16 protein-coding genes and 3 pseudogenes are annotated in these 25612 nt (G+C 46.0%); 7 read left to right on the forward strand and 12 right to left on the reverse strand.

What is annotated here, in order from left to right:
• Nucleotides 1-58: 58 nt before the first annotated feature.
• Both LFX25_RS09175 and LFX25_RS09180 read left to right on the forward strand, forming a co-directional pair.
• A complete protein-coding gene (locus LFX25_RS09175; protein ID WP_238729972.1) occupies nucleotides 59-1711 on the forward strand; it encodes an acyl-CoA carboxylase subunit beta in 1653 nt (550 codons plus the stop codon).
• 5 nt (nucleotides 1712-1716) lie between these two features.
• Nucleotides 1717-4464, forward strand: a complete 2748-nt coding sequence (locus LFX25_RS09180) for an ATP-binding protein (RefSeq protein ID WP_238729973.1) — start codon at nucleotides 1717-1719, stop codon at nucleotides 4462-4464.
• A gap of 233 nt (nucleotides 4465-4697) precedes the next feature.
• On the opposite strand, the gene LFX25_RS09185 is transcribed toward LFX25_RS09180, so the two are convergent.
• The 11 genes and pseudogenes from LFX25_RS09185 to ispH form a co-directional block, all read right to left on the reverse strand.
• A complete protein-coding gene (locus LFX25_RS09185) occupies nucleotides 4698-5747 on the reverse strand; it encodes a protein-glutamate methylesterase/protein-glutamine glutaminase (protein WP_238729974.1) in 1050 nt (349 codons plus the stop codon).
• Entirely contained in the window at nucleotides 5744-6247 is a 504-nt protein-coding gene (locus LFX25_RS09190) for a chemotaxis protein CheD (protein WP_238729975.1), read from the reverse strand. The genes LFX25_RS09185 and LFX25_RS09190 overlap by 4 nt, the downstream gene beginning before the upstream one ends.
• Nucleotides 6244-6759, reverse strand: a complete 516-nt coding sequence (locus tag LFX25_RS09195; RefSeq protein ID WP_135780773.1) for a chemotaxis protein CheW — start codon at nucleotides 6757-6759, stop codon at nucleotides 6244-6246. The genes LFX25_RS09190 and LFX25_RS09195 overlap by 4 nt, the downstream gene beginning before the upstream one ends.
• 12 nt (nucleotides 6760-6771) lie before the next feature.
• Nucleotides 6772-9129 (reverse strand): annotated as a pseudogene (locus LFX25_RS09200) (methyl-accepting chemotaxis protein); the annotation flags it as partial.
• A 215-nt stretch (nucleotides 9130-9344) separates the two neighbouring features.
• Nucleotides 9345-11507: a chemotaxis protein CheA gene (locus LFX25_RS09205; RefSeq protein ID WP_238729977.1), complete on the reverse strand. Its 2163-nt coding sequence runs from the start codon at nucleotides 11505-11507 to the stop codon at nucleotides 9345-9347.
• Nucleotides 11508-11509: 2 nt separating this feature from the next.
• Entirely contained in the window at nucleotides 11510-11902 is a 393-nt protein-coding gene (locus tag LFX25_RS09210) for an STAS domain-containing protein (protein WP_238729978.1), read from the reverse strand.
• 6 nt (nucleotides 11903-11908) lie between these two features.
• Nucleotides 11909-12271 carry a response regulator gene (locus LFX25_RS09215; RefSeq protein WP_238729979.1) on the reverse strand — a complete coding sequence of 121 codons (363 nt, stop codon included), beginning with the start codon at nucleotides 12269-12271 and terminating at the stop codon, nucleotides 11909-11911.
• A gap of 14 nt (nucleotides 12272-12285) precedes the next feature.
• A complete protein-coding gene (locus tag LFX25_RS09220; RefSeq protein ID WP_238729980.1) occupies nucleotides 12286-13545 on the reverse strand; it encodes a hybrid sensor histidine kinase/response regulator in 1260 nt (419 codons plus the stop codon).
• A pseudogene (locus LFX25_RS20935) lies at nucleotides 13508-13954 on the reverse strand (PAS domain-containing sensor histidine kinase); the annotation flags it as partial. The pseudogene LFX25_RS20935 and the gene LFX25_RS09220, both read right to left, overlap by 38 nt.
• Nucleotides 13955-14034: 80 nt before the next feature.
• Nucleotides 14035-15724, reverse strand: a pseudogene (locus LFX25_RS09225) (PAS domain-containing sensor histidine kinase); the annotation flags it as partial.
• 250 nt (nucleotides 15725-15974) lie between these two features.
• Nucleotides 15975-16913 (reverse strand): 4-hydroxy-3-methylbut-2-enyl diphosphate reductase, encoded by a 939-nt coding sequence (gene ispH, locus LFX25_RS09230; RefSeq protein ID WP_238729982.1) that lies wholly within the window; start codon nucleotides 16911-16913, stop codon nucleotides 15975-15977.
• 252 nt (nucleotides 16914-17165) lie between these two features.
• Here ispH and LFX25_RS09235 point away from each other — a divergent pair, with 252 nt between their 5' ends.
• From LFX25_RS09235 to LFX25_RS09255, 5 genes are all read left to right on the forward strand, one after another.
• On the forward strand, nucleotides 17166-18014 hold the full coding sequence (locus LFX25_RS09235) for a flagellin N-terminal helical domain-containing protein (protein WP_118956865.1): 849 nt from the start codon (nucleotides 17166-17168) through the stop codon (nucleotides 18012-18014).
• 237 nt (nucleotides 18015-18251) lie between these two features.
• On the forward strand, nucleotides 18252-18629 hold the full coding sequence (locus LFX25_RS09240) for a hypothetical protein (RefSeq protein WP_238729983.1): 378 nt from the start codon (nucleotides 18252-18254) through the stop codon (nucleotides 18627-18629).
• A gap of 40 nt (nucleotides 18630-18669) precedes the next feature.
• Nucleotides 18670-20073, forward strand: a complete 1404-nt coding sequence (locus tag LFX25_RS09245) for a TolC family protein (RefSeq protein WP_238729984.1) — start codon at nucleotides 18670-18672, stop codon at nucleotides 20071-20073.
• Nucleotides 20070-21236 (forward strand): efflux RND transporter periplasmic adaptor subunit, encoded by a 1167-nt coding sequence (locus LFX25_RS09250; protein WP_238729985.1) that lies wholly within the window; start codon nucleotides 20070-20072, stop codon nucleotides 21234-21236. The genes LFX25_RS09245 and LFX25_RS09250 overlap by 4 nt, the downstream gene beginning before the upstream one ends.
• 7 nt (nucleotides 21237-21243) lie before the next feature.
• A complete protein-coding gene (locus LFX25_RS09255) occupies nucleotides 21244-24567 on the forward strand; it encodes an efflux RND transporter permease subunit (RefSeq protein WP_238729986.1) in 3324 nt (1107 codons plus the stop codon).
• 180 nt (nucleotides 24568-24747) lie between these two features.
• Here the strand turns inward: LFX25_RS09255 and LFX25_RS09260 are convergent, their stop codons facing one another.
• Nucleotides 24748-25599 carry a flagellin N-terminal helical domain-containing protein gene (locus tag LFX25_RS09260; protein WP_000586161.1) on the reverse strand — a complete coding sequence of 284 codons (852 nt, stop codon included), beginning with the start codon at nucleotides 25597-25599 and terminating at the stop codon, nucleotides 24748-24750.
• Nucleotides 25600-25612: the final 13 nt, after the last annotated feature.

The following is a 25612-nucleotide window of genomic DNA, read 5'->3' on the forward strand; positions in this document are numbered from 1 at the left end:
TCCCGAGAATCCTTTCTTTAAAAACTGGATATATTTCATTCCATTTAAAGGTTCTCGCATGTCCGAAGCAAAATACTCACTGGAAAATCCATTCCAATCCACGTCCGAACCTGACGCTCCGAAACCTCGAGGTCTTTACGAAGAGGCCAACGAGTTAGGGAAAGAGCTCCTGAGCAAACCGCTCGCGGGAGGAGGAGTCGACCGGATCCTCGTTCAACATTCGAAAGATCGAATGACCGTTTGGGAACGAATCAAAGTTCTCACGGAACAAGAACCGAATATTCTCTATCAAAACTGGGGCAAGAGTCTCGACGGAGCTTCCCTCGTTACCGGAATTTTAAACATCAACGGAAGAGACGTCGCGATCTACGGTCACGACTTCACGCTGCGCGCTGGTTCCATGGATGCTACCAACGGAAGCAAACTCGCGAGACTGATCTACATGGCGGGAGAACACGGAATTCCTTTGATCGGAATGAACGACTCCGCGGGCGCTTACGTTCCGGCGGGAGTGGGCGGACTCGACGGTTACAGCGAGGCCTTTACCGCTCTTAGAAAAATCAGCGGCGTTGTTCCGAGTTTGATGCTCATGTTCGGATTCAATGCGGGTGGGGGTGCATATCTCCCTCGTCAGGGATCGTTCATGATCCAATGCGAGAATACATTCTTCGGTTTAACGGGACCGGGCGTCGTTAAATCCGTATTAGGCGAGGACATCTCCGCGGACGACTTAGGCGGACCTAAGGTTCACGGACAAAGCGGGGTCGTCGATCTCATAACCGGCGACGAATTGGGATCTCTTAGAACCGCGCTCCGACTTCTTTCGTATCTTCCCGATAACAATCATTCCTTCGCTCCGTTCCATCCGACCTCGGACCCTACGGATCGATTCATCTACGAAGAAGAGATTCTTTTTAAGAAAACGTTCAACTCTCCGACGGGAATGAACACTCCGTTTGACATCACTCTGTATCTGCAGAATATCTGCGATCACGGTCAGTATTTCGAAATTCAACCGCAGAGATCCAGAAACTTAGTAACCGCTTTCGGAAGAATCGGAGGCCACGTCGTCGCGTTCGTCGCGAACAACTCGGCGGTTTCCTCCGGTCAGATCGATATCAACGCCGCGAGAAAGGGAACGCGCTTTATCCGTTTCTGTAATCTTTACAATATTCCGATCGTGTTCCTCGAAGACACGACCGGATTCTTACCCGGAAAAGAACAGGAACAAAACGGAATCGTTCTCGAGGGAAGAAAACTCCTCGATTCGATCATCGACATCCGGACACCTCGTTTAACATTGATTATACGAAATGCGTTCGGCGGCGCTTACGCATGTTTTAACTCCTATCACGTGGGAGCCGATATGGTGTTCGCGCTTCCGACCGCGAGAATCGCCGTGATGGGACCCGCAGGAAAAGACTACGTCTACAAGGACGAGGTTTCGGCGATCCACAGAGAATATCAGGAAAACGTTAAGAAGGGAATGTCCGAAAAAGAAGCGATCGTCGTTCGCGACAAAAAACTTCAGCTTCTTTCCACACAGTACGAACGCGAACTGATGAATCCGAAAGAAGCCCTTTCTCTCGGTTCCGTTTCCAGAATCGTTCTCCCGGGAACGACTAGAAACATTCTGTTCCAAAACCTGGATTATTTAATCCGACATTACAAACCGGCGCCTTTGTCCGGACCTCAAAGGGAGTTTGAGTAATCGACATGATCGACTTTCACAACAATCGCATTCAATTTCACCAATCCAATTCCGCGTGGATCCGATCTTTCTCCTTGGAATCGATCAAATGTCTGATCGTATGCCGTGGACCGGTTCGAAAAGAAGCAATGGAAATTTTCGACTCGATCGGAATTCGGGAATATGGAATTCTACTTTCCGAAAAGGATTCGGTCGTTTATCCGATGGCGCTCGCTCCGGAGCTCAGAGGATTCCGTTTTCCGAACAATATCCACAGGGTTCCCGATTACATGGGAGCCGGTAAGGAAGAAAAAGTTCAGAGAATCGAACAGATCATCTCCATCGCCAAAGACAATCAATACACTCATATCTTTGCCGGTTACGGTTTTATGGCGGAAGATTCCGAGTTCATTTCCGCCATCGAAAAAAGCGGAATCGTTTTTATGGGACCGGCTTCCTACGTCGCGGACCAAGCGGGTTCCAAAGACGCCGCAAAAAGAATCGCGAGACAACTCAACGTCTCCGTTACTCCGGGTGTGGACAACATTTCTTCCCTGGCATTACTCGCGAAAGCGGCCGATGCAAAGGCTCTCGAAAAGCTCGCAAAAGAGAAGGGGATCGATTTTACGTTCGATTCTTCTCTTCCCTTGGAAGTGAACGCGGAGAACTTGCTAGAATTAGGATATTCTAAAATTGTAGAACTCGTAACGATCGCCGATCTTCAAGCGGAAGCGGAAAAGGAAACGAAAAAAATCTGGGAGAAATATCCTAAGAACCGGATTCGTTTTAAATACATCGGCGGGGGCGGCGGTAAAGGACAAAGGGTCGTTTCCAAAATCGAAGAAGTGAAAGGTGCGGTTCAGGAAATTCTTTCCGAATCGAAAGTGACCGCTCCCGGAACCAACAAAAACTTCCTCATCGAATTAAACATAGAAAACACAAGACACAACGAGATCCAGCTTATCGGAAACGGAGAATGGTGCCTCGCGCTCGGCGGCCGGGATTGTTCCGTTCAGATGCACGAACAAAAACTTCTCGAAATCTCTCTTACGCAGGAATTGCTGGAAAAAGAAATCGCCTCCTGCTCGGCAACGCAGCCGAAAAAAGCGGAGGTTCTCAAAGGAGATCTGAAAGTTCTCCGCGAAATGGAAGAGCAATCCGAACGTTTCGGAGCTGCTGTAAAACTCAACAGCGTTTCGACTTTCGAATCCATCGTCGAAGGAACCAATCACTTCTTTATGGAAGTGAACACTCGGATTCAGGTGGAACACAGAGTCACCGAGATGGTGTATTCTCTGAAGTTTAAGAATCCGGAAAACACCAACGAATTTTTCATTGTGGACAGTTTGATCGAAGCGATGGCACTACTTTCCCTTCACGGAAAACGCCTTCAGAAACCGGAAAGAATTCTACGATATCCTTCCGGTTCCGAAGTTCGCATCAACGCGACCAACAAAGCGATCCAACCTCATGCGGGCGGGGTCATTATGAACTGGTCCAAACCTTTATCCGATGAAATTCGCGACGATCAAGGAATCAGCATTCGCAACCCGGATACGAATTTATTCGTACATTATAAAGTTGCCGGAGCTTACGATTCCAACATTGCGCTTTTGATCACTCACGGGGAAAACCGTAAGGACAATTTAATCCGACTGGGAAATATCCTGAGAAAAACGGAACTCAGAGGTTTCGATCTATCCACGAACCTGCTGGTCCATTACGGTTTAATCAACTGGATTCTCGGAAAGGACGCGATGTTCAAACCTTCCACTGCGTTTATGATTTCCTACCTTGCGGGAGTGGGAGCGGTGGAAAAAATCGTGAAAGACGTGGATCTTGAAATCGCATGGAAAAAGACCATTTCAGAAGCGTCTTCTCCCGAATTCAAAAAGGTTCTCAGCAGAAAACTGACTTTGATTACAAGGCCGATCGGAGAAATCCTCAAAGACGCGCATCTCGTAGCGGGATTTATAGGTTATCATTTAAACCGATCCTGGAAAATTTCGGGTTCAAAAGTGGAATGGCTTCGTAACCCGATTCATATCCTTGCGGACCTGTATCACTATTTGAATATGGAAGCAGATCCGAACCTTCCCCCTTCGGAGCAGATTTGGGATCACGATGACGAAATTCTCCAGAAAGCTCTTTCTTTCTATCAGGAGCTTTCCAAGAGAAGCGGAATTGCAGCGGACTCCATCGAATTGGTCGCAAGTTTAAATGCCGGCAAATCCATTTCCGGCGTGGATACGGGGACTCTTCCTTCCGTTCTACATTCGCACAACGGCTTTCAAGCGGGACTCGAACTTCTAAAACTCCTTCCGAACGCAGGACTGAATTCCGGTTTTTACAATCTGGGAGTGGATGAAAAATTGGAAGCGATCATTCCAGATGAATTCAAAAATGCGGAAACAAGAGACGCATTCATTAAGTTTCTTGCTCCGGCTCCGAAAGCGAGTTCCGATGAAATCGTGGCTCCTATGGGGGGAATGTTCTATTCCAAAGAAGCTCCTGATCTTCCTCCGATGGTCAAGGTGGGGGATCATTTCAAAGCGGGACAACCTCTGTTCATCGTCGAAGTGATGAAGATGTTCAACAAGATCTCGGCTCCTTTCAGCGGAACCGTCAAAGAGATTTTGTTAAACGACAGCGACGGAAAGATCATTTCCAAAGGCCAGACGATTTTCAAAATCGTTCCGGACGAAGTGATTCATATCGAGACCGAGGTTGAAATCGCGGATCGAAAAAAGAAAACCACCCTCAGTTTGGTTTAATTTTTTTCCGATCGGTTTCGCTTAACGCAGAAACGACGGCGGATCCATGGATTTGGGTTCGCCGTTTTTTTTGTCTTTTAGGTCGTGATCGGGACGCGCGTTCGTGTTTCCTGGTTCAGGAAAGTTCGCGGTTATTCGTATCGAGCCGTTATGCGCGTTTTCTGCATTCGGTTGAATTAAGAAAACATTATATGCTCTTTTTGTATCCGTTCGCGATGCGTCCGTTCAAGGTTTTAAAAATTCTGAACCTCTTTTACGATCTTGGACAAGGGAAGAATCGTATCCACAGCTCCTTTCAAGATCGCTTCCTTCGGCATTCCGAAAACGACGCAGCTTGCTTCATCCTGCGCAATCGTAGCGGCGCCGGTTTGTTTTATCTTTAAAAGTCCGTTCGCTCCGTCGTTTCCCATTCCGGTCATGATGATTCCTTTCGCATTCTTACCCGCGACCTTTGCCACGGAGTTGAATAAGATATCCACCGATGGCCGATGACGATTGACGAGAGGTCCGTCCAAAATGCGGATATGAAACTGCGCGCCGCTTAGATAAACCTCCATGTGTTTGTTTCCGGGTGCGATGTATGCGGAACCGAGCTGAATTCGATCCCCGTCCTTCGCTTCCTTGACTTGAATCTTGCTGATTTGATTCAGGCGATTCGCAAAAGCTTCCGTGAATTTTTCAGGCATGTGTTGAACGATCACGATTCCTGGACAATGAACGTCCAAACGAGTAAGAATGTATTCAAGCGCCTGCGTTCCTCCCGTTGACGTTCCGATCGCAATCAACTTATCCGTCGTACTGATCTTTGAAAAATCCGCCTTGGTTTGTTTGTGAGTTTCAAAAAATTTGGAATCCACGTTTTGAGAAGCATGAAGTTTGATTCGCGAAACGGAAGCGTGTGCGGCTTTGACGGAATCGATGAAAAGAATTTCGGATTCTTCCAGAAAATGTTTTAATCCGACCTTCGGTTTTTCGATGATGTCGATGGCTCCGAGTTTCATTGCCAGAACGGCGGTTTCGGATTCCTTTTCCGCCAAGGAAGAACAGATAATCACGGGCGTCGGCTTTTCGGACATGATCTTTTTCAAAAAGGAAATCCCGTCCATGCGAGGCATTTCAACGTCGAGTATAAAAACGTCCGGCCAAACTGCGGAGAGTTTATCAGCCGCAAAAATCGGATCGGAGGCCGACCCGATAATCTCGATTTCGGGATCTTTACTCAAGATTTGAGCGAGAACCTGACGAACGACCGCTGAATCGTCTATGATAAAAACCTGTATCACGGCGACTCCGGCCTTTCCACATAGATTTCCCCGTCCCAAAGAGTAAAATAAATTCTCCGATGGGAAAATCCGCCCAGATCTTCGGAGGTTATCGGGAGATGATTTGCATTTAATAAATCCTTAATGGAGTGTATGTTCTTCATTCCTATATCTCGAACAGATTTGATCTCCAGAAGTTTCTCCTCGTCGCTGGAAAACATCGAAGCGCCTCCGAAAAGTTTGATCTGATACTGACCGTTTCTGCCTCCAGTTTGTTCTATCTTTTCGAAAAACAACCGAATTGCATCGTCCGCGTATTTTGCGTTCAAGGTTGAACTCGTATCGGAGACCGGACGGGCAGGAAGCATAACGTGCGCCATTCCTCCGTATAAAAGCGAAGGATTCCAAAAACAAATCGAAACGCAAGATCCAAGAAGGGTTCGAATCCGAATATTTCTTCTCCCCCAAAAAAAACCTCCGGGCTGTAAAAACAAATCCCGAACTATATCCGGTTCCGTCATGCTTTCTCCGCCAACGCCTCCGCCGATTGGTTTTCTTCCAGAGAAGTCAATTCTTCCAGATTCAGAATTTTATCCGTGTTGAGGATGATGATAAATCCGTTCTCTTGACGGGCCATCCCCAATATAAAATCCACTTTGATCTTGGAACCGAAGGTAGGAGCGGGCTCTATATCGCTCCCCGAAATCGAAACGACTTCGTTTACGGATTCGACAAGGATTCCTAAATCCGTTTTCTCCTTTCTATCTCCGTCCCGTCCCGAATGAAGTTCGACTATAATCACGCATGTTTTCCGATCCGGCTCGATCTTGCTCTTAAAGAATTTATGCTTTAAATCGACGACAGGAACCACGTTACCCCGTAAATTTATAACTCCGGGAATAAATTCTGGCATTAGCGGAACCGTAGTCAAACCGGAATATTCGATGATTTCCTTGATGTGCAATATTCCGATTCCATAATGTTCATCGCCGAGACAAAACGTCAGAAACTGGTTTTCTTCCATTGAGTTCATTCGTTTTCCTCTTCAATATTTTTCGAACTTATCCGCGAGAGGCGATACTCGCATCGAGTCCGATTTCGGTTTCGCAGTTTCCCGTTTTAAACTCACCGATGGACTCTTTAAGATTCCGCCTCCGTTGGTCATTCGTTTTCCGTCCGTTTCCAATATCTTAAAGAACAAGACGGACTCTCTCAGCTGCTCGGCTTGTGCGTTCATCTCCTCGGAAATAGCGGCCAATTCTTCCGAAGCGGATGCATTCTGCTGCGATACTTGATCCAATTGTCCCATCGCCTTATTGATTTCGGAAACGCCCGAGGCTTGTTCGTCACTCGCTGCGGTAATCTCTTGAACGAGATCCGCCGTTTTTCGAATCGATGGAACGATTTGGGATATAAGCTCTCCGGCCCGTTCCGCAATCGCAACGCTACTTCCCGCTAAGCTGCTGATTTCGTTCGCGGATTTTTGACTTCTTTCCGCCAGTTTACGGACTTCGGAGGCTACAACCGCAAATCCCTTTCCGTGATCTCCGGCTCTAGCGGCTTCGATCGCTGCGTTTAACGCGAGTAAGTTGGTTTGATAGGCTATATCCTCGATGATACTGATCTTTTCCGCGATCTGCTTCATCGCTTTTACCGTTTCGATGACCGATGCGCCGCCTTCTTCGGCGTCTTTCGAGGACTTGGAAGAGATTTGTTCCGTTTGACGGGAATTCTGCGCATTTTGATCGATGGACGCAGTCATCTCCTCCAGGGAAGAAGTCGTTTCTTCGACACTCGCGGCTTGTTCCGAAGCGCCCTGACTCAATGAATTGGCGGTGGAAGAAACTTCGCTCGCGGACGTCACGAGACTTGAAGAACGAACGATGATGTCACCGATAATTTCGTTCAGTTTGTCCATGGTAGTATTGGAGTATTCCTTCAGCTTTCCGAAAGTTCCATGATATTCGTTCGTGATTTTTTCGGTAAGATTGCCGGCGGAAATTCGTTCCAACGCGTCCACAACCTCGTTCAATCCGCGATTGCTTACTTCCAAAAGCTGATTGAGCGATTGACTCAAATTCAAAAAGAATCCGCTCTTCCTTTCCAGTGAAATTCGGGTGGTAAAATCCCCCTTCGCGGCGGCATTTACGATTTCTTCCACTTCCTCCTGAACGGCAATTTGGTTCGTAACATCCGCCCATTCCACTACAGAGCCGAGTCGTTTACCGTTCGCGTCTAAAATCGGATTCGCGATCAAATCGAAAGTTCTTACGCCGATCTTGATGGTAGCCTTATGAACCGCAGTGAAACTGTTCAACAAACCTCTTTGATGGGTCGGATTTTTATGAAATTGATCGATGCTCGAGCCGATCAATGCTTTGAGATCGAAGTGCGCGAATTGTTTTTTGATATCCGCTTCCCCGACCTGAAACATCTGTATGACCGCCTTGTTCATATAACGGATATTGAATTCGTTATCGGCGATCATTACGTTTGTGGAAGTGTTGTCCAATGCGACTTTGACCCGAACCAGTTCCTCGTTTTCGATGCTCCTTTGTTCGGCGATTTTATTTTGTTCGGTAACATCGCTCCATTCGACCACGGATCCTAAGCGGTTTCCTTTTTCATCAATGATAGGATTTGCAATCAGATCAAAAGTTCTTCCTCCGATATTGATCGATGAACGGAACGTATCCGTAAATTTTTCGAGAATCCCCCTTTGGTGAGCCGGATTCTTGTGAAAACCGTCGATGTTCATTCCTATCAACTTGGAAGGATTGAAGTTACCGAATTGCTTTTTGATATCCGCTTCCGCCGTCTGAAACATGGTACGGATCGACTTGTTCATATAGACGATGTTCAAACTTTTATCCGCCATCATGATATTCGTAGTTACGTTATCAAGGGCGGTCCGCATCCTTAAAAATTCGCGCTCCAAATTAAGGATGGTACTTTGGCTACTGCGGTTGAACCACCAAAGAAGAGCGACCAGAAGAATTGAAATTACGGTATATTCAACAATCGTAATCCAGAAAGAATGATCCGTTGCAGCGGGAATCGCAGACGCAGTTTCGCCGTATTTCAGAAAGTGACTCAAAATCTCGGATTTCACTTCACGAAACGAGGAAAGATCCGCCGAAAAATCTGCGTTCAAAAACGAAGGAAGATCCTTTCTCAAATCCTTCGAAACGGAGATTTTGCTCTTTACTTGTTCCGTCGCATTGGAGAGCGAATCGATCTTTTTTTCCAGACGTTGTAGCGAAACGTCTCCTTTGGAAGACGAATCGGAGAGAAGAGAATGCAATGCGTCCAAATTCTTTCGGATTTCATCCAAATCGGAAAGAAGGTGTTCCTTTTCCTTTCCTAGGGAGATATCTAGGGAGAATTTACCGAGCGATTCGTCCGCCTTCAGCAAAACCTCCGCGGAACGTTTTACCGATTCCAGGTTTTTTGCAGACTCGGACTGAAAACCGTTTTCGGGAATCGAATTTCTAAAATTCTGTACTGATAAAAAAACGAATCCGTTGATTGTGATAGCCAATCCGATCCATATTCCCAAATTTTTTCGAAACATAAAATTTCTCCATATTCAAAATACTTAAAATGAATCCGAATCAATCAAAGCGATTTCGTCGCGAATTCCCGGTTTTTATTCTGTTCCTGATCCCGAATCGCGTTGTACAGACCCGGAACGTCCAATATAAACGCGATTTCTCCGCTTCCTAAAATGGAAGTGCCGCTAAAAACTTTGATATTCTTAAATATTTCTGCCATAGGTCGGATCACCGATTGGACTTCTCCGTGAAGTCCGTTGACTACGATACCGAAAGACTTATCTTCATATTCTAAAACCAATATATTCTCTTTTTCTGATTCTTCATTTTCCAAAGAGAGGAATCCGGAAAGATTCAAAACCGGGAGAAGTTCCCCCCTAAGATTCATCGTTCCCGAGGATGAGCCGTTCAAAACGACTTTGGATTCGACAGTTTCGCGAACAAGCTGCATCGGAACGATGAAATAGGTTCCCGAAGCCTTGATCAGAAATCCGTCTATGATCGCGAGAGTCAGAGGCAGTCGGATTAAAAAAGAACTCCCTCCGTCTTTTACGCTTTGAATTTGAACGGTTCCGCGCAATGATTCGATGTTTCTTAGAACCACGTCCATTCCTACACCTCTTCCGGAAAGGTTGGTTACTTGTTCCGCCGTTGAAAAACCGGGCTGAAAGATTAAAGAATATATTTCCGACTCGGATAGGATTTGATCCTTTGCGATCAATCCTTTGGAAATTGCCTTTTCCAAAATTCGTTCGCTATCAAGTCCTTTTCCATCATCGCTGATCTCGATCAAGATGCTTCCGGTTCCGTGGCTGGCCTGAATTCTAAGTTTGCCGATTTCGGGCTTTCCTTTTCGAATCCGCTCCTCGGAAGTTTCAAGTCCGTGATCGAGTGCATTTCTAAGGATATGAACGATCGGGTCCGCGATCTTCTCTATAACGGATCGATCCAGTTCGGTTTCGCCGCCGAAAATCTCCAGTTCGACTCGCTTATTTAATTCTTTCGAAAGATCGCGCACGACGCGTTTGTATTTCTCGAATAGATCCGCGATCGGAACCATGCGTAGACTCAATGCGAACTCGCGGATTTCGCTTACGAGTCGATACAAGGATTCGGAACCTTCGATTAGCTGTGTATCTCCCGTATCGACGACCTTTCTACTCAGATTGGCTTCTTGAGTGATCAATTCGCCGACAAGACTTATCAAGGTGTCTATCTTTGCGGAATCGACCCGCAGCGTTTTCGTCTGCATCTTTAAGGCTTCCGATTCCTTTCCATTCTCGAGAGTAGAAGATGTTGTTTCGTTCAATACGGACTTGTAATCGGGAGAAGAGGGGCTTGGCGTAGTTCCAGCGGAATGAATCAAGGTTTCGATCTCTTCCGCGCTTAAAACCTTCTGGATTTCAAGCGCGTTCAAATACACGTTCTTTCCGAAAGGAAAATCATTGCAATTTTCTTCGAATCGATCCAGTCCACATCCCGGGGATAGGATTTTTATATAACCGCCTTCTCTTAAAAATTGAAGTGTCGATTCGATCTCTTCTCCTTGCGAAGAGGTCTCGTAAGAGATTTCGAAACCTAGATAGGAATGTTCCGGATTAAAATCCTCCCAGTCGGGAATCGACTCCGGATAAACGAATACGTGTTTGATCTTGCCGGATTGGGATAGATATTTAATGAAAGTAAAGGGATCCATCCCGGATTCGAATAGATGAAGATTCGGTACAAGCGTGATTTGCCAATATTTGGAACTCGATCCGATCGTTTGTTTTTCCACGCCAGGTTCGGAAGGAGTCGATGTGACCGATGGAGCGGATTGGGTACCGTTTTCGACGTTATCCGAAAGAATCTTTTTAGCCACCGACATAAGCTCGGCCTGTCTTCGGGACATCTTCGAATCCAAAACCAAAGTTTCTCCCACGGACTCGACAAGACCTCTGATGTGATCGCACGCCAAAAATAAGAATTCGATTCCTTCCTTGGTGAGATTTTGTTTCCCCGAACGAATCCGATCCAAAATCGTTTCCACCTCGTGGGTGAACTTTTCGATCGGTTCGTATCCGAACATTCCGGAAGTTCCTTTAATCGTGTGAATCGCCCGGAATACGGAATGAATCTCTTCGCTGCTTTTCGAATCCTTTTCCAATATCAGAAGACTCGATTCCATCGAAGAAAGCAGTTCCTCCGATTCCGATATGAACGTATCCCTTACTTCGGAAAGATCCATACTCAGTCTTTACTCGTTCCGTAACGGAACGAAAACTCCTTCAGTTCATCTTTTGAAAGTCGGATCTTATCCCTCAAAAAACCGGTAAGACCGTAGAGATCGATCAGACGCAAAACGCTATGGCTATGATTCACCAAACGCACGTTAGTTTCGTTCGTTTTGGCTTCTTTTTTCAAAACCAAAAGGATCTGTAGACATGCCGTATCCATCTTCGTTACCTTACTCAAATCGATTTCCAAAAAAGAGTAAGAATCCTTTCGAACGGCGTCGAGTTTGCCCTTTAGTTCGGAAGCTTCGTAGATCGTAAGTTCTCCTTCCAGATTCAACCTTAATCCTACCGAGGTCGAACCCTCGAATTCCTCTTCGGTCCGGTTTGTAAATAATGAAAACGGCATATACTTTTAGGGAAGAAGCTTATGAATGGTTTGAACCAATTCTTCGGGTGAAAACGGTTTCGTAAGCCAGGCACGCGCACCCGCGGCAAGTCCTTGGCTTTTGACGTCTTCCTGCGATTCCGTGGTCAGCATTATTATGGGCGTAAATTTATTCTTAGGATCTTTCTTGATTTCTTTTACGAAAGTGATTCCGTCCATGTTCGGCATGTTCATATCGCTGACGATCAAATCGACTTTATCGTTTTGTAATTTACTCAAACCGTCCTGTCCGTCCACCGCTTCCAGGATATCGAAATCGGAACCGCTCAGATGAAGATTGAGTATCTTCCTAAAAACCGCCGAGTCGTCCACGATAAGAATACGTTTCATTTGTTTCTCCTTAATTAAACCAACGGCAAAAAGATTTCCGCAAGAACGCATAAACTTACTTCTTCCGAAGTATGATCGTTCGCATTGTGAATAAAAAATAGGCCGTGATGTTTGCGGACTATATGATCCACGGCCGTCAGTCCGAGACCGAGTCCGAATTTTTCGAGGTGACTCACGCTTTCTACCGGCGGATAGATTCGGAAAAACGGCTGAATGACGAGCTGTTCGAATTTTTCCGGAATTCCTCCGTAGGGTTTTGCATCCACGCGATTCTTGAAAGTAATACAAAAATAACTTTGGTTGATGTTCGTAAAGATTTCGATCGGGGAGTTCGCCGAGGAATATTTATAAGCGTTGAGAAATAATTCCTCCATCGCCAAGTAGAGCAGAGGAAGGTTTACGTTTACCTTATATTCTCTTTTAAATACCGGTAGGTTGACGGAATTTCTTTTCGAGAGAAGGAAGGCATTGAGTGGTTCAGGAATTTCAGCGATCTTATCGATGATGTCTTTCGACGAAATCGTCTGCGATACGAAATTATCGTCGATCAAGTTTAAAAGTTTTTCCAAGCCGGAAAGCATATTTTTCGTAATCTGATTGTTAGCAAAAAGTAAATCCAAAATCTCTTTATCAACCTTGTAATATCCCCCTTCGGGAATCTTTACCGAATCAATCATATCCAATAGGCTGGTCATCGCTCCAATTCCGCTTCCTTGAGAAAGTGATGTTTTAAGACTATAAATTGAGTTTTTTTCAAACGATTCTCCGTCCGATTTTCGAATTGTTTCTTTATAAGTTAACCATTCGAGCTGGCTTCGAAGTTTTTGTCCTTCAATCTCGGCGAGGTTCTCTTCCATGTTCTTTAAGTAACAGTAGTTCAAAGCTTTTTGAAGAACTTTAAGAAAGATCTCAGGATAGATAGGCTTGATAATATAATCGAACACTCCCAACTTCATGATCTCTATGATCTTTTCGTTGCTGTCGTTCGCGGTTTGCACCAAGACGACCGCGTTGGGATTTATTTCCTTAAGTTTTACGAGAAAAGAACCTCCGTCCATCACGGGCATCATCAAGTCCAAAATAAAAAGAGAATATTTTCGATCTTGAATCATCTGTAACGCGTCGGCTCCATTGGACGCGACATCGTGTTTAACGCCGAGTTCGTCGCAGAGACTTTCCAAGAGAATGCTATTTTCTTTTTTGTCCTCTACGATCAAAATCGGATCGTTCGGAATCCTATGAAGAATATTCTTCTTTTTCAGTTCGATCTCCAAGATATATCTCCTTCTGAATTTCAATCAAAATCGATTTCAACTTGTCTAGGGAAAACGGGTTCTGGATCGTATAGTCCGGAAAAAAAGGAAGTAGATCTTCCTGAAACGGAAGAGGGATATCCGCGGTTTCAAGAAGAACGAGATGTTTGAATTTGGATTCTCCGAGTAAGAGATCTCTCAACGATCGGACTACTTCCGTTTCCTCCAATAGAAGACGTGTATCATATATCAAGATTCTATGAGAATCGAGGTTTTTTTGTGGAATTTTGGAAAAATCTTTCGCAGTTCTGAGTGAAATAAATTCTTGATCGTTGTGTATGAAATATCTTTCGATTGCCCGAGCATAAATTCTATCCTGAATCGAGAGAATGACGCTTAAATTCTTGAGTTCTTCCGGATATACCGCTTCGGGAGAGGACGTAACGTTTTTCGAATATTCTCCGTTTTGTTCGATCGCGGTCGTAATTGAATCGTGAGCTCCGAACGAAATGGGCAGGCGTACGGTAAACTTACTTCCGCTTCCGAGTTCGCTCTCCACTTCGATCGAACCACGGTGCGCATCCACGATCCGTTTTACGATCGGCAGACCAAGTCCGCTTCCTTCCGCAGTGTGATCCTCGGTTTTAACCTGATAAAACGTTTCAAAAATTCTGGAAACCTCGTCCGTTGGAATTCCGATTCCCGAATCCTGTACGGAAAGCTCGTATCCTTCCTCCGTTTTGATTAAACGAACTAAGACTTCTCCGCCCGCATCGGTAAACTTGATCGCATTTCCAAGAAGATTCAACACCACCTGTCGAATCCGTTTCGGATCCGCCTTGATTTCAAAATCCGCGTCCTCGGGTAACCATTGGAATCTCATTCCGATTTTTTTGGTGATCGCCTGGCCGAGGATCATCTCGACGGACGTGGAGGTAAGTTCTTTGAGATCGAAATCTGATTCGTTTAACAAAAATTTTCCCGCTTCGATTCGAGAAACGTCCAGAATATCGTTGATGATATTGAGAAGATGAACTCCGGAATGAAAGATCAGTTCCTTGTATTTATTCTCCCGTTCCATTTCATCCGGAAGATGCATCAACCTGGAAAAGCCAATGATGGAATTCAGCGGCGTTCTCAGTTCGTGGCTCATATTCGCGAGAAACTCCGATTTCGCTTTATTAGCCTTTTCGGCCATTTCTTTTTGCCGATTCAACTCTTCGGTCCTTTGTTCCACGAGAACCTCCAAGGATTCCCGATGAACTTTCAATTCCTCTAATACGTTTTTTCGTTCCAAAAAGACGCTGATGAGATCCACAAAGGTTCTAATCGTGAATATCTCCTCCTTTAACGTCTTGGTCGTTTTAAAATTTTCAAAACCGGCAAAACCGAACCATTCGTTGGAAACGAACAGTGGAATCAAAGTTACGGAACGCGTTTCCCTTTTGTCGAAAAACCGTTTTTCATTCTGCGAAAACTCGGCAACGTTCCCTTGTAGATATCCGCCCGAGGAAAATACCTTTTTCCAACGTATGTATTCGTTGTTATAGGATACGATTTTGATCATCGGAAATTCGGACGCATCGAGAGATGGGTCGACTACCTCGAGATACAGTTCCGCGGAATCCGCATTCTCCGAATTTTTAAACAGATACAATCTCTCCGAATCGACAAAAACCAAAAACTGCTCCATCGCGTATTTTAGAATTTTCAAATCCACGGAAGTGGACAAAAGAATCTGCGTGGCGGATGTGATTCCCATTTCCAAACGGAGACGTCTTGTGGCGGATTCCCCCTTTCTTACTTTTTCAGTAATGTCCCTTTGAATCGATATGAAGTATAAAATTTTTCCCGACGAATCGCGAATCGCGGAGATGCGCCATTCCACGTTGTATGGACTTCCGTCTTTTTTATAGTTGACCGTTTCTCCGGAAAAATCCCTTCCTTGGGAAAGGGATCGTTTTAAATCGATCATCATTTTGCGATTGGTGAGAGGGCCTTGCAGAATTCGAGGAGATTGCCCGATCAATTCCTCCGGTTGATAGCCGGTCATCTTGCAGAAAGCCGGGTTTGCGAATATGATCTTCGGGCCGGGAACTTCCAGATCGGCATCCGTGACCAATATGGAATCCGAAATCTGATTTACCAGAATTTCATAAAGTTCTTGTGAATGCCTGAAGTTTGTCAGATCGCGTTCCACGGCCCGACAACATCCTCAATTTTACAAAAAGATCAATGATTTTATTCGTCGAAGAGGCGAATTCCATATTCAAATAATACAAAATTCTTAAATGCAAAAAGTGGAATAAAGGCGAGATGAGATTTCTTGCGATTTTGAAAGAAAATCGATGAAATTCAGGAAAAAAGAAATTTCCTAAATTCTCCATTCCTTAAGGAGTGGAGCGAAGTTTACGCGGATTTCTATGTCGCTTTTTGACGCGATTTTCGGATCAGCTGAGAAGATTTCCGGGAAGTTTAAAATTCATAGAATCTTCTCTCGAACCGGGAAACAATTCCACTTCCGCGTTCGGATAAAACACCTTGAGTTTAGAAATGATTTCGTCCACGAGAACCTGAGGAGTGGAAGCGCCGGCGGTTAATCCTAAAATTCTAATTTCATTATTTTGAATATACTCTTTGGAAAGATCGTCCGCCCCCGTCACTTTGAAGGAATGCGGTTTCGATTTTTGAGCGAGCTGCAAAAGACGAAGAGAATTGGAACTGTTATCCGCGCCGATCACGAGCATCGCGTCGATCGCGTCCATCATCAAAGAAACGGCTTCCTGTCTTTCGGTGGTCGCATAACAAATATCGTCTTTCGCGGGATGTTCGACAAAAGGAAACGTCTTCGCGATTTCATCCACTACGTTCTTCGTGTCCGCAACGGAAAGGGTGGTCTGCATCAAATAGGTGAGCGGTTTTCCGGGATCGATTTTTTCCTTGAGAGCGATTACGTCTTCGGCGGATTCTACGAGAAACATCTCCGCTTCTCCCATCGTTCCGATCGCTTCGTCGTGTCCCTCGTGTCCGATGTAGATGATTTGGTGCGTATCTTTGATCTTGCGCGCTTTTCTGTGAACGCGTGTAACCAGAGGACAGGTCGCGTCTCCGATCTTCATTCCTCTTTTTTTTGCGGCATCGACGACGGAAGGAGCCACACCGTGCGCCGAAAAAACGACCGTCGCTCCATCCGGGGCTTCGTCGAGATCGTTGATAAAACGGATTCCTCGCTTTTTCATGTCTTCCACAACGCGGCGGTTATGTACGATCTCTTTACGGACGTAAATCTGTTCCGCGGAATTCGCCTGAACCTGTTCCACATACGTAATCGCATACTTCACACCGGCGCAAAATCCTCTAGGATTGGCTAAATAGATCTTTTCTAACATGAAAACTCCGTCCGAGTACCATTCTAAGAAACTCGTTTCAGCAAAGAATCAAAAAAAATTCCCGCGCGCTTACGATCCTTTCACGCGACATAGCGAAATCCGATAGGAAGCGGTTTTTTATCATAGAATCGCCAAAAAAAGTGCATTATCGGATTTTACGGACGCGTCGATGGATTCTTTGAAAAGGTCAAGGAAGACCTTTGAAAAATCATTACCCCCTTTTTAAGGGAATCGGATTCAAGGAGGAACCGAATGATTATCAACCATAACGTCAGTGCCATTTTCGCGCACAGAACATTGAAGTTCAATAGCGAAAACATGGGAAAGGACATCGAGAAGTTGTCCTCCGGAATGAGAATCAACCGCGCGGGCGATGATGCTTCCGGTCTTGCAGTGTCCGAAAAAATGAGAACTCAGATTCTGGGTCTCAGAAGAGCGGAAATGAACACTGAAGATGGTATGTCTCTGATACAGACTACTGAAGGATATCTCCAGGAAACTCATGAAATCGTTCAGAGAATCCGGGTTCTTGCTGTTCAAGCTGCCAACGGTATCTATACCGAGGAAGACAGACAACAGATCCAAGTGGAAGTTTCCCAGTTGGTCGATGAGATCGACCGAATCGCTTCTCAAGCTGAATTCAACAAAATGAAACTCCTTACCGGAGCTTTCGCAAGATTGAATCCAACTGCGAGTATGTGGTTTCACATGGGTGCAAACATGCACCAAAGAGAAAGAGTTTACATTGAAACGATGAATACGGCGGCATTGGGCCTTAGAAACCCGACCGTTTTAACGTTTATCTCTCTTTCTACTGCCGGCAAGGCGAACTCGGTAATCGGATTGGCCGATGATGCGCTCCGTTCCATCTCTAAACAGAGAGCGGACTTGGGTGCGTATTACAACCGTCTGGAACACGCAGCGAAAGGTCTCATGAACGCTTATGAGAACATCCAAGCGGCCGAATCCAGAATCCGCGATACCGATATGGCCGAGCAAATGACTAGCTTCACGCGTTACCAGATCCTGACTCAGGCTGCGACCGCGATGCTGGCTCAGGCCAATATGAAACCGCAAACGGTTCTCCAGTTACTGAAGTAAACTGAAAGCTCCGTTTCTTCCGGCTGAAAGACCTTAAATTTCAGCCGGAAGAGTTAAGCAAAAGCCGGAAACGACGATATCTAAAATGGATTTATAATTCCCGTTATAAATCGCCGTACGACTCTGAAGCCCGAGTATTCTTCGAAAGAATCTTCGGGCTTTTTTTTCTTCCAATTCCGCCTTTACTTTCGTCCAATGGACAAGATGTTTCGTTGGAAAAAGGGGAGTGGACTGGTTTTGATCGGCGCAATCGTGCTGAATTTAGCCTGTATGTCTTTTATGGGCGTCACCGGAACTTGCCCGATGGGTTCCGCTTCTTCCATGTCAGATTCCTCCGCTGTTCCTTGTCATGGGGAGAATGGCGATTCGAATCATGATTCAGCTTCCGATTGTTGTTCCTCTGAAGTTACCAGTTCGGGCGTACAACCCGAATTTCGATTCGAACTTCAGAATTTCTGGAAGTTTCCGATTCTTTCGGTTCTTTTTATTCTTCCTCTCGATTTCGTATTAGCAGCTCCCAAGACGACCGCATTTGAAACGCTCGATCGCAGTTTGGGCGGACCACACTCCGAATTTCAAAATCCTCTTTCTCTTCTTCAAGTTTTTCTCATCTAAACAGAACCTGTCATTCTTCTTTCGATTTTAAGGAGGAGCCATGGGTTCTTTACGCATATATTCTATTTTTATAATATTTCATCTTTGTTTTTTAGTTTCCGTTTCGTTTGCAGATTCCAAGTCGGATCGTAAGACGCTTGAAGAAATCCTGACTTTGATCGCAGAGGAACATCCCGAAGCGAAATCGCTCGGACATCTTACGCATTCTCACAAATCCCATACCGAAGCTTCCGGGATTCTACCCGATCCGAAAATCGGGATCGCCTATCGAAACTATCCCACCCGCAACGGATACGCGTTAAACGACCGCCCTTTGGACACGCCCACGATGACCGGGGTGGAGTTTTCCGTTTCGCAGGAACTTCCGTTTCCGGGCAAACTCGGAAGCGAACAAAAAATTTCCAAATTTATGGAGAAGGAAGCGGGTTATACGTATCTTTCCGGAATCAACCGTCTTTTGAGCGATCTTCTCTCGAAACTCAATCGATACCAACGATCCAGAAATAAGCTGGAGTTGAACCGAAGAGTCCTCGAATTGCTTTCGGCTCAAAAAAACGTGGTTCAAGGATATTATTCCTCTGGCAGCGTTTCTCTGGCGGAAGCGTTCAAACCTACGATCGCCAGAACGGAGGCGTTGGAAAGAGAAACGGAATATTCCACAAATATAAAGGACTTAAACTCTCAACTGGAATACTTTCTGATCGAGGATAAACTTTCCAAAAACGACCTCACCTCCTTGGACGCGGATTCCTACTTTAGAGAAAACGAATATAGAATATTATCGCTCCATACTTCCATCGATTCGTTGAGCGGAGAAAGCCCGGATTACAAGGCGTTTGTCACGGAAGAAAAACGATTTAAGGAAACCGCCAAACTCGGAAAACTTTCTCTTCTTCCTCAAACCGAAGTCTTCTTTTCTTACATGAATCGCAGATCGCAGACGTTCGCATTGGACCGAGGACCGCTCGATTACAAACTTATGGATACGACCGAATATCGAGGGGATCTATTCAGTTTCGGGGTTACGATGAAGGTTCCTTTTTGGTCCGCGTTCAAATGGGATAGCATCACAGGTCAGTATGAAAAGCAGGCCGATGCCGGAAAAGAATCCGCCGTAAAGGCGAGAAAACAGATCGCTTCCGAGCTCAAGAGAAATTTGGAACTCATCTACGGTTTGCAAAAACAAATCGATCTCCTTCAAAAACAGCTCATTCCCGAATTGGAGAAAACGGTGCGCGCCAATACGCATCTTTACATCCCCGGAAAAACGAAATTGCAGGAAGTTTTGACCGCGCAAGTGGAAGTGGTCAACGCGAAGATCCGCCAGGAAGATCTATTAGAAAGAAAAAACGAATCGATTCTCAACATTCTCCGTTTGTTGAGCAGACTCCAACCTGAAAAAGAAATCGGTCCGCATTCGAATCACTCGGGAGAAACATTATGAAATCATTTTATACAAAAGCGATCGTTTGGATCGCTCTTTCCGTCGTTTTAGCGGCCTGTGCTTCCAAAAAGGAAACGTATTATTGTCCGATGCATCCGACTTACACGTCGGATCGCCCCGGAACATGCCCGATTTGTAATATGGATTTGGTTCAAAAAGGGCACGAGGATCACGAAAACCATTCCGGTAGCTCGACTCTGAACGGCGATTTAACGACGAATAATAATTCGATGGGAGCCAAAGATGATTCCTCAGCGAACGGCACATCCATGGATTCTTCTTCTGCTCAAAATCAAAACGCAACGAACGAAGACCACGCTTCTCACGAGGATTCTGCGGTTCAAAATAAATCGCCGGAGACGAATCCAAGTCCGAATCCGCAAGAACTAAAACTTTCCTTGGAAAAACAACAATCGATCGGAATCAAAACGGAATCGGTGCAAAGAAGGGATTTAACCAAATCGATTCAAGCATATTCAACCGTTGCGTATGATCCCGATTTATATACGGCTTTGACCGAATATAAGGAACTGCTTCGATCCCGTGAGTTATTACCCGATTCCTCCTTTGGCGGACAAAACCCGCAGATTCGTCTGAGGCAACTCGGTTTATCTCCCGAGCAAATCCGGCTTTGGACCTCGGGCAAACGAGATCCTTCCGAATTGATTTTAGGCGGAAAGTCGGGAAGGGCGCATATTTATTCTCAGATCTACGAATCCGATTTGTCCGCGATCCATGTCGGTTTAAAAATTTCCTTCCAGACGAAGGTTTTTCCGAACAAAACCTTTACGGGAAAAATCGCAAGCATCGATACGATTCTCGACAAGAACAATCGAACCCTTCGTTTACGAAGCGAAGTGAACGACCGCGAACAAATTCTGAAACCGCAGATGTTCGGAGATCTGGAAATCGTTCTTCCTCTCAAAAAAATCCTGAGCGTTCCTTCTTCCGCGATTTTGGATACGGGAATTCATAAGATGGTCTATGTTCAAACCGGTCCGGATCGGTTCATGGGAGTGCCCGTAAAAACCGGAATCAGCGCCGGGTCTTGGGTGGAAATCAAGGAAGGCTTAGAAGAAGGACAGAGGGTGGTCGTGGAATCAGCTTTTCTGATCGATTCCGAAGCAAGGATTCGTTTCGGATCCTCTTCCCACAAACATTGAGGTTTTTATGATTCAAAATATTATTCGATTTTCCGTATATAATAAATTCTTAATTATACTTTTGACCCTGGGAGCGATCGCCGCATCGATCGTATCTTTGCGGAACATTCCTTTGGACGCGATCCCAGATCTTTCGGATACGCAGGTGATCGTCTATTCCCGATGGGATCGAAGCCCCGACATTTTGGAGGATCAAGTCACTTATCCGATCATAACATCCTTATTGGGCGCTCCTAAGATCAAAGCGGTTCGCGGCTTTTCGGATTTCGGATTCTCGTATGTCTACGTCATCTTTCAGGATGGGACCGATATATACTGGGCGCGTTCGAGGGTTCTCGAATATCTTTCCCGAATCCAATCCAATCTTCCCGCGGGAGTCAAAACCGAGTTGGGTCCCGACGCAAGTTCGGTGGGTTGGGTCTATCAATATGCTTTGACCGATACGAGCGGGAATTCTTCCCTTGCGGATCTGAGAACGTATCAGGATTTTAAACTCAAATATCTTTTGAACGCGGTCGGGGGCGTTTCCGAAGTAGCTTCGTTAGGCGGTTTTAGAAAACAGTATCAGATCACCATCCAACCGAACGCATTACGATCCTATAATATCGATTTCGATACGTTGGTGCAGAGAATTCGCGCGAGCAATCAGGAAACCGGCGGAAGGCTTCTCGAAATATCGGGAGCGGAATACATGGTTCGGGGAAGGGGGTATCTTTCTTCTTTGGAAGATTTGGAAAATATCTCTCTCGGAACCGACTTGAACGGAACGCCGATCCTTTTGAAAAACGTCGCGACCGTCCAATTCGGTCCCGACATACGGAGGGGAATCGCCGATTTAAACGGGGAAGGGGACGTGGTCGCGGGAACGATTGTTATGCGACATGGGGAAAACGCGCTCAACGTGATCGATCGTCTTAAAACAAAACTCGAAACGATCCGAAAGAATTTACCGGACGGAGCAGAACTCATCCCTACTTACGATCGATCGGAGTTGATCCGGAGCGCGATATCGACGCTCCAATGGAAATTGATCGAAGAGATGCTCATCGTCTCCGCGGTGATCCTTTTGTTTTTGTGGCATTTCCCCTCGGCGATCATACCGATTTTGACGATCCCGATCAGCGTGCTTCTTACCTTTATCCCGATGTTTCTTTTGGACATCAACGCAAACCTAATGTCCTTGTCCGGAATGGCGATTTCGATCGGAGTTCTCGTCGACGGCGCGATCGTCGAGGTGGAAAACGCGTATAAAAAACTCGAAGAGTGGGAAGCGGGGGGTAGAAAAGGGGATTATCACCAAGTTCGTTTGGAAGCCCTTTTGGAAGTCGGACCGTCCGTATTCTTTTCTCTGCTCGTCATTGCGGTCGCATTCTTTCCTGTCTTCGCTTTAGTCGATCAGGAAGGAAGATTGTTCAAACCTTTGGCCTATTCCAAAAACATCGCGATGGCAGTTGCCGCGCTTCTTGCGATCACTCTTGATCCGGCATTTCGGATGTTGTTCACGAGAATGGATCCGTTCACTTTTAAAAGCGCGTTTCTTTCCAAGATCGCGACAAACCTCTTCGTAGGAAAGTATTACCCGGAAGAAAAACATCCGGTCAGTAAGATTCTGTTTCGACTCTACGGGCCTGCGTGTCGCTGGGTCTTGCATCATCCCAAACAAACGATATTCTCCGCGATCGTTCTCGTAGTATTAACGATCCCCGTGTATTGGAGTTTGGGCAGCGAATTTATGCCCCCGCTCGACGAAGAAAGCCTGTTGTATATGCCGACCACGTTACCCGGAATCGGTGTTGCCGAAGCGGAAAAATTGATGGTTTCTATGGATCAAAAATTGAAATCGATTCCCGAGATCAAACGCGTATTCGGAAAATCCGGCAGATCGGAAACGGCAACGGATTCGGCCCCGTTCTCCATGATGGAAACGGTAATTCTTTTAAAGCCAAAAGAAGAATGGAGAAAGGCGGATCGATTCTATTCCCATTGGCCGCGAATCTTTCAACTTCCGTTTTTACCGTTCAGCAACGAAAGAATCACCAAGGAAGAACTGATCCAAATTCTCAACCGAGAAATGCAATACCCCGGCGTGACGAACGCCTGGACCATGCCGATCAAAGCGCGGATCGATATGCTGAGCACGGGAATGCGAACGCCGGTGGGAATCAAGATTCTCGGTTCGTCCTTGGAGGAAATCGAACGGATCGGAGTGGAAATCGAAAGTCTATTAAAGACGCTCCCCGACACAAGGAGCGCTTTCGCGGAAAGAACCGCAGCCGGTTACTATCTCGATATAGAATTAAAAAGATCTAATTTAGCAAGATATAATATTTCCGTGGATTCGGCTCAGCAGATCGTAGTCTCCGCCATCGGAGGAGAATCGATCACACAGACGATAGAAGGACGGGAACGTTTTTCGGTAAATCTCCGTTATCCGAGGGAACTTCGAGATTCCGCGGATACGATCCGTTCCATTCTCGTTCCGACCGCAACTTTCGGACATATTCCTCTTGCGGAAATCGCGGACGTTAGACTCAAAACGGGGCCTTCCATGATCCGGGATGAAAACGGATTCTTAGCGGGTTACGTCTACGTCGATCCGGCTACGAGCGACATCGGAGGTTACGTCGACGAAGGCAAAAAACTTTTACAGGAAAAGATCAAAATCCCGAGCGGGTATTCCATCGAATGGAGCGGCCAATACGAGAATATGATCCGGGTTCGGGAAAGAATGAAGTATGTTCTGCCCATCACGATCCTCATCATCTTCTTATTGTTATACGCGAATACCAAGTCTTATGCAAAGACTTGGATCGTATTGCTCGCGGTTCCGTTTTCTCTCGTGGGAGCGGTCGGACTTCTTTATGCTTTGGGTTATCACGTATCGGTTGCGGTTTGGGTGGGAATGATCGCGCTGATGGGACTCGACGCGGAAACCGGAGTCTTTATGCTTTTGTATCTCGATTTATCCTATGCGGACGCCGAAAAGAAAGGTCGTCTTCGGAACGAGGAAGAATGGATCGAAGCGGTTTTCCACGGAGCGGTTCATCGCGTTCGTCCGAAAATCATGACAGTACTTGCGGCGATGATGGGATTGTTGCCGATTCTCTGGTCGAACAGTACCGGCTCAGACGTGATGAAACGGATCGCCGCTCCGATGGTGGGCGGACTTACTACGAGTTTCATTCTGGAATTGCTCGTATATCCGCCCGTATATCTGCTTTGGAAACAGGGGAAATTGACTCCGAGCAACTTATTCGCTTTCTGGAATATTCAAAAAGAAGAATCCATTTTTACCGCTTCGCCGACTCGGCAAAAGCGGGGCAAAAAATGATAAACCGAAACGATCGATAAACTAAAAAAAGTCATCGAACGCGCTCGCCGCAAAACGAAAAGCCGCTTCGAATTTTTTCGAAGCGGCTTTTCAACCGAGGTTCGCCTAAAAATCTCCGTTTCAAGAAAATCCGACGTTCTCAGCGTCGATCCAAAAGCGAAGAATTCTTTTCCAAAAGAATCAGCCGAATCGGTCGCTTAACAATTTCACCACTTGATCGGGTCTCATGTTCGCCTGTGCGAGCATCGCGGAACCGCTCTTTGTGAGAATCTGATTTCTGGTATAATCCACGATCTGTTCCGCCATGTCCGCGTCCCTCACACGGCTTTCAGCGGCGACCATATTCACGTAGCTGGATTGCAATCCCTGAGAAGTGATTTCCAGACGATTGTAATACGCTCCGAGATCGGCTCTTTGCTGATTCACCTTGGAAATCGCCGTGTCCAAAATCCCGATCATCGCGTTCGCGCTTGCGGGGGAGGAGAGGGCTTGTTTTTTTCCGTTGGCAACCAACTGAAGACCGGTCGCGTTCATGGAATCGATGAAGATATCGAGCTTCTCGTTCTGATTCGGACCGACTTGGAGCTGAATCGGCTTGTTGGATTGTTTGGAATGATCGCCCGAAAGAGGTTTGATATGGTTGAACTCGGCGGATTTACCGATTCTGTCCACTTCCTCGATGAGCTGATCCACTTCGAGCTGAACCAATTTGCGATCCTCGTTCGAATAGATTCCGTTCGAAGTTTGGATCGAAAGTTCCCTGAGTCTTTGGAGGATATTGTTCACTTGCTCGAGCGTTCCTTCCGTAACCTGGATGAAGGAAACTCCGTCCATCACGTTACGCTCCGCTTGAGCAAGACCGCGGATCTGGGTCCGCATCTTTTCGGACATCGCGAACCCGAGCGCGTCGTCGCCGGCGCGATTGATCCGCAGACCCGTGGAAAGTTTTTCCATGGTCTTGTCCAATTCCTTGTTCACGCTCTTCAGTACGTTGTTCGTCCTGAGCGCGCTAATGTTGTGATTGATGATCATTGTCACAACCTCC

This window comes from Leptospira sanjuanensis (assembly GCF_022267325.1).
Classification (GTDB): Bacteria; Spirochaetota; Leptospiria; order Leptospirales; family Leptospiraceae; genus Leptospira; species Leptospira sanjuanensis.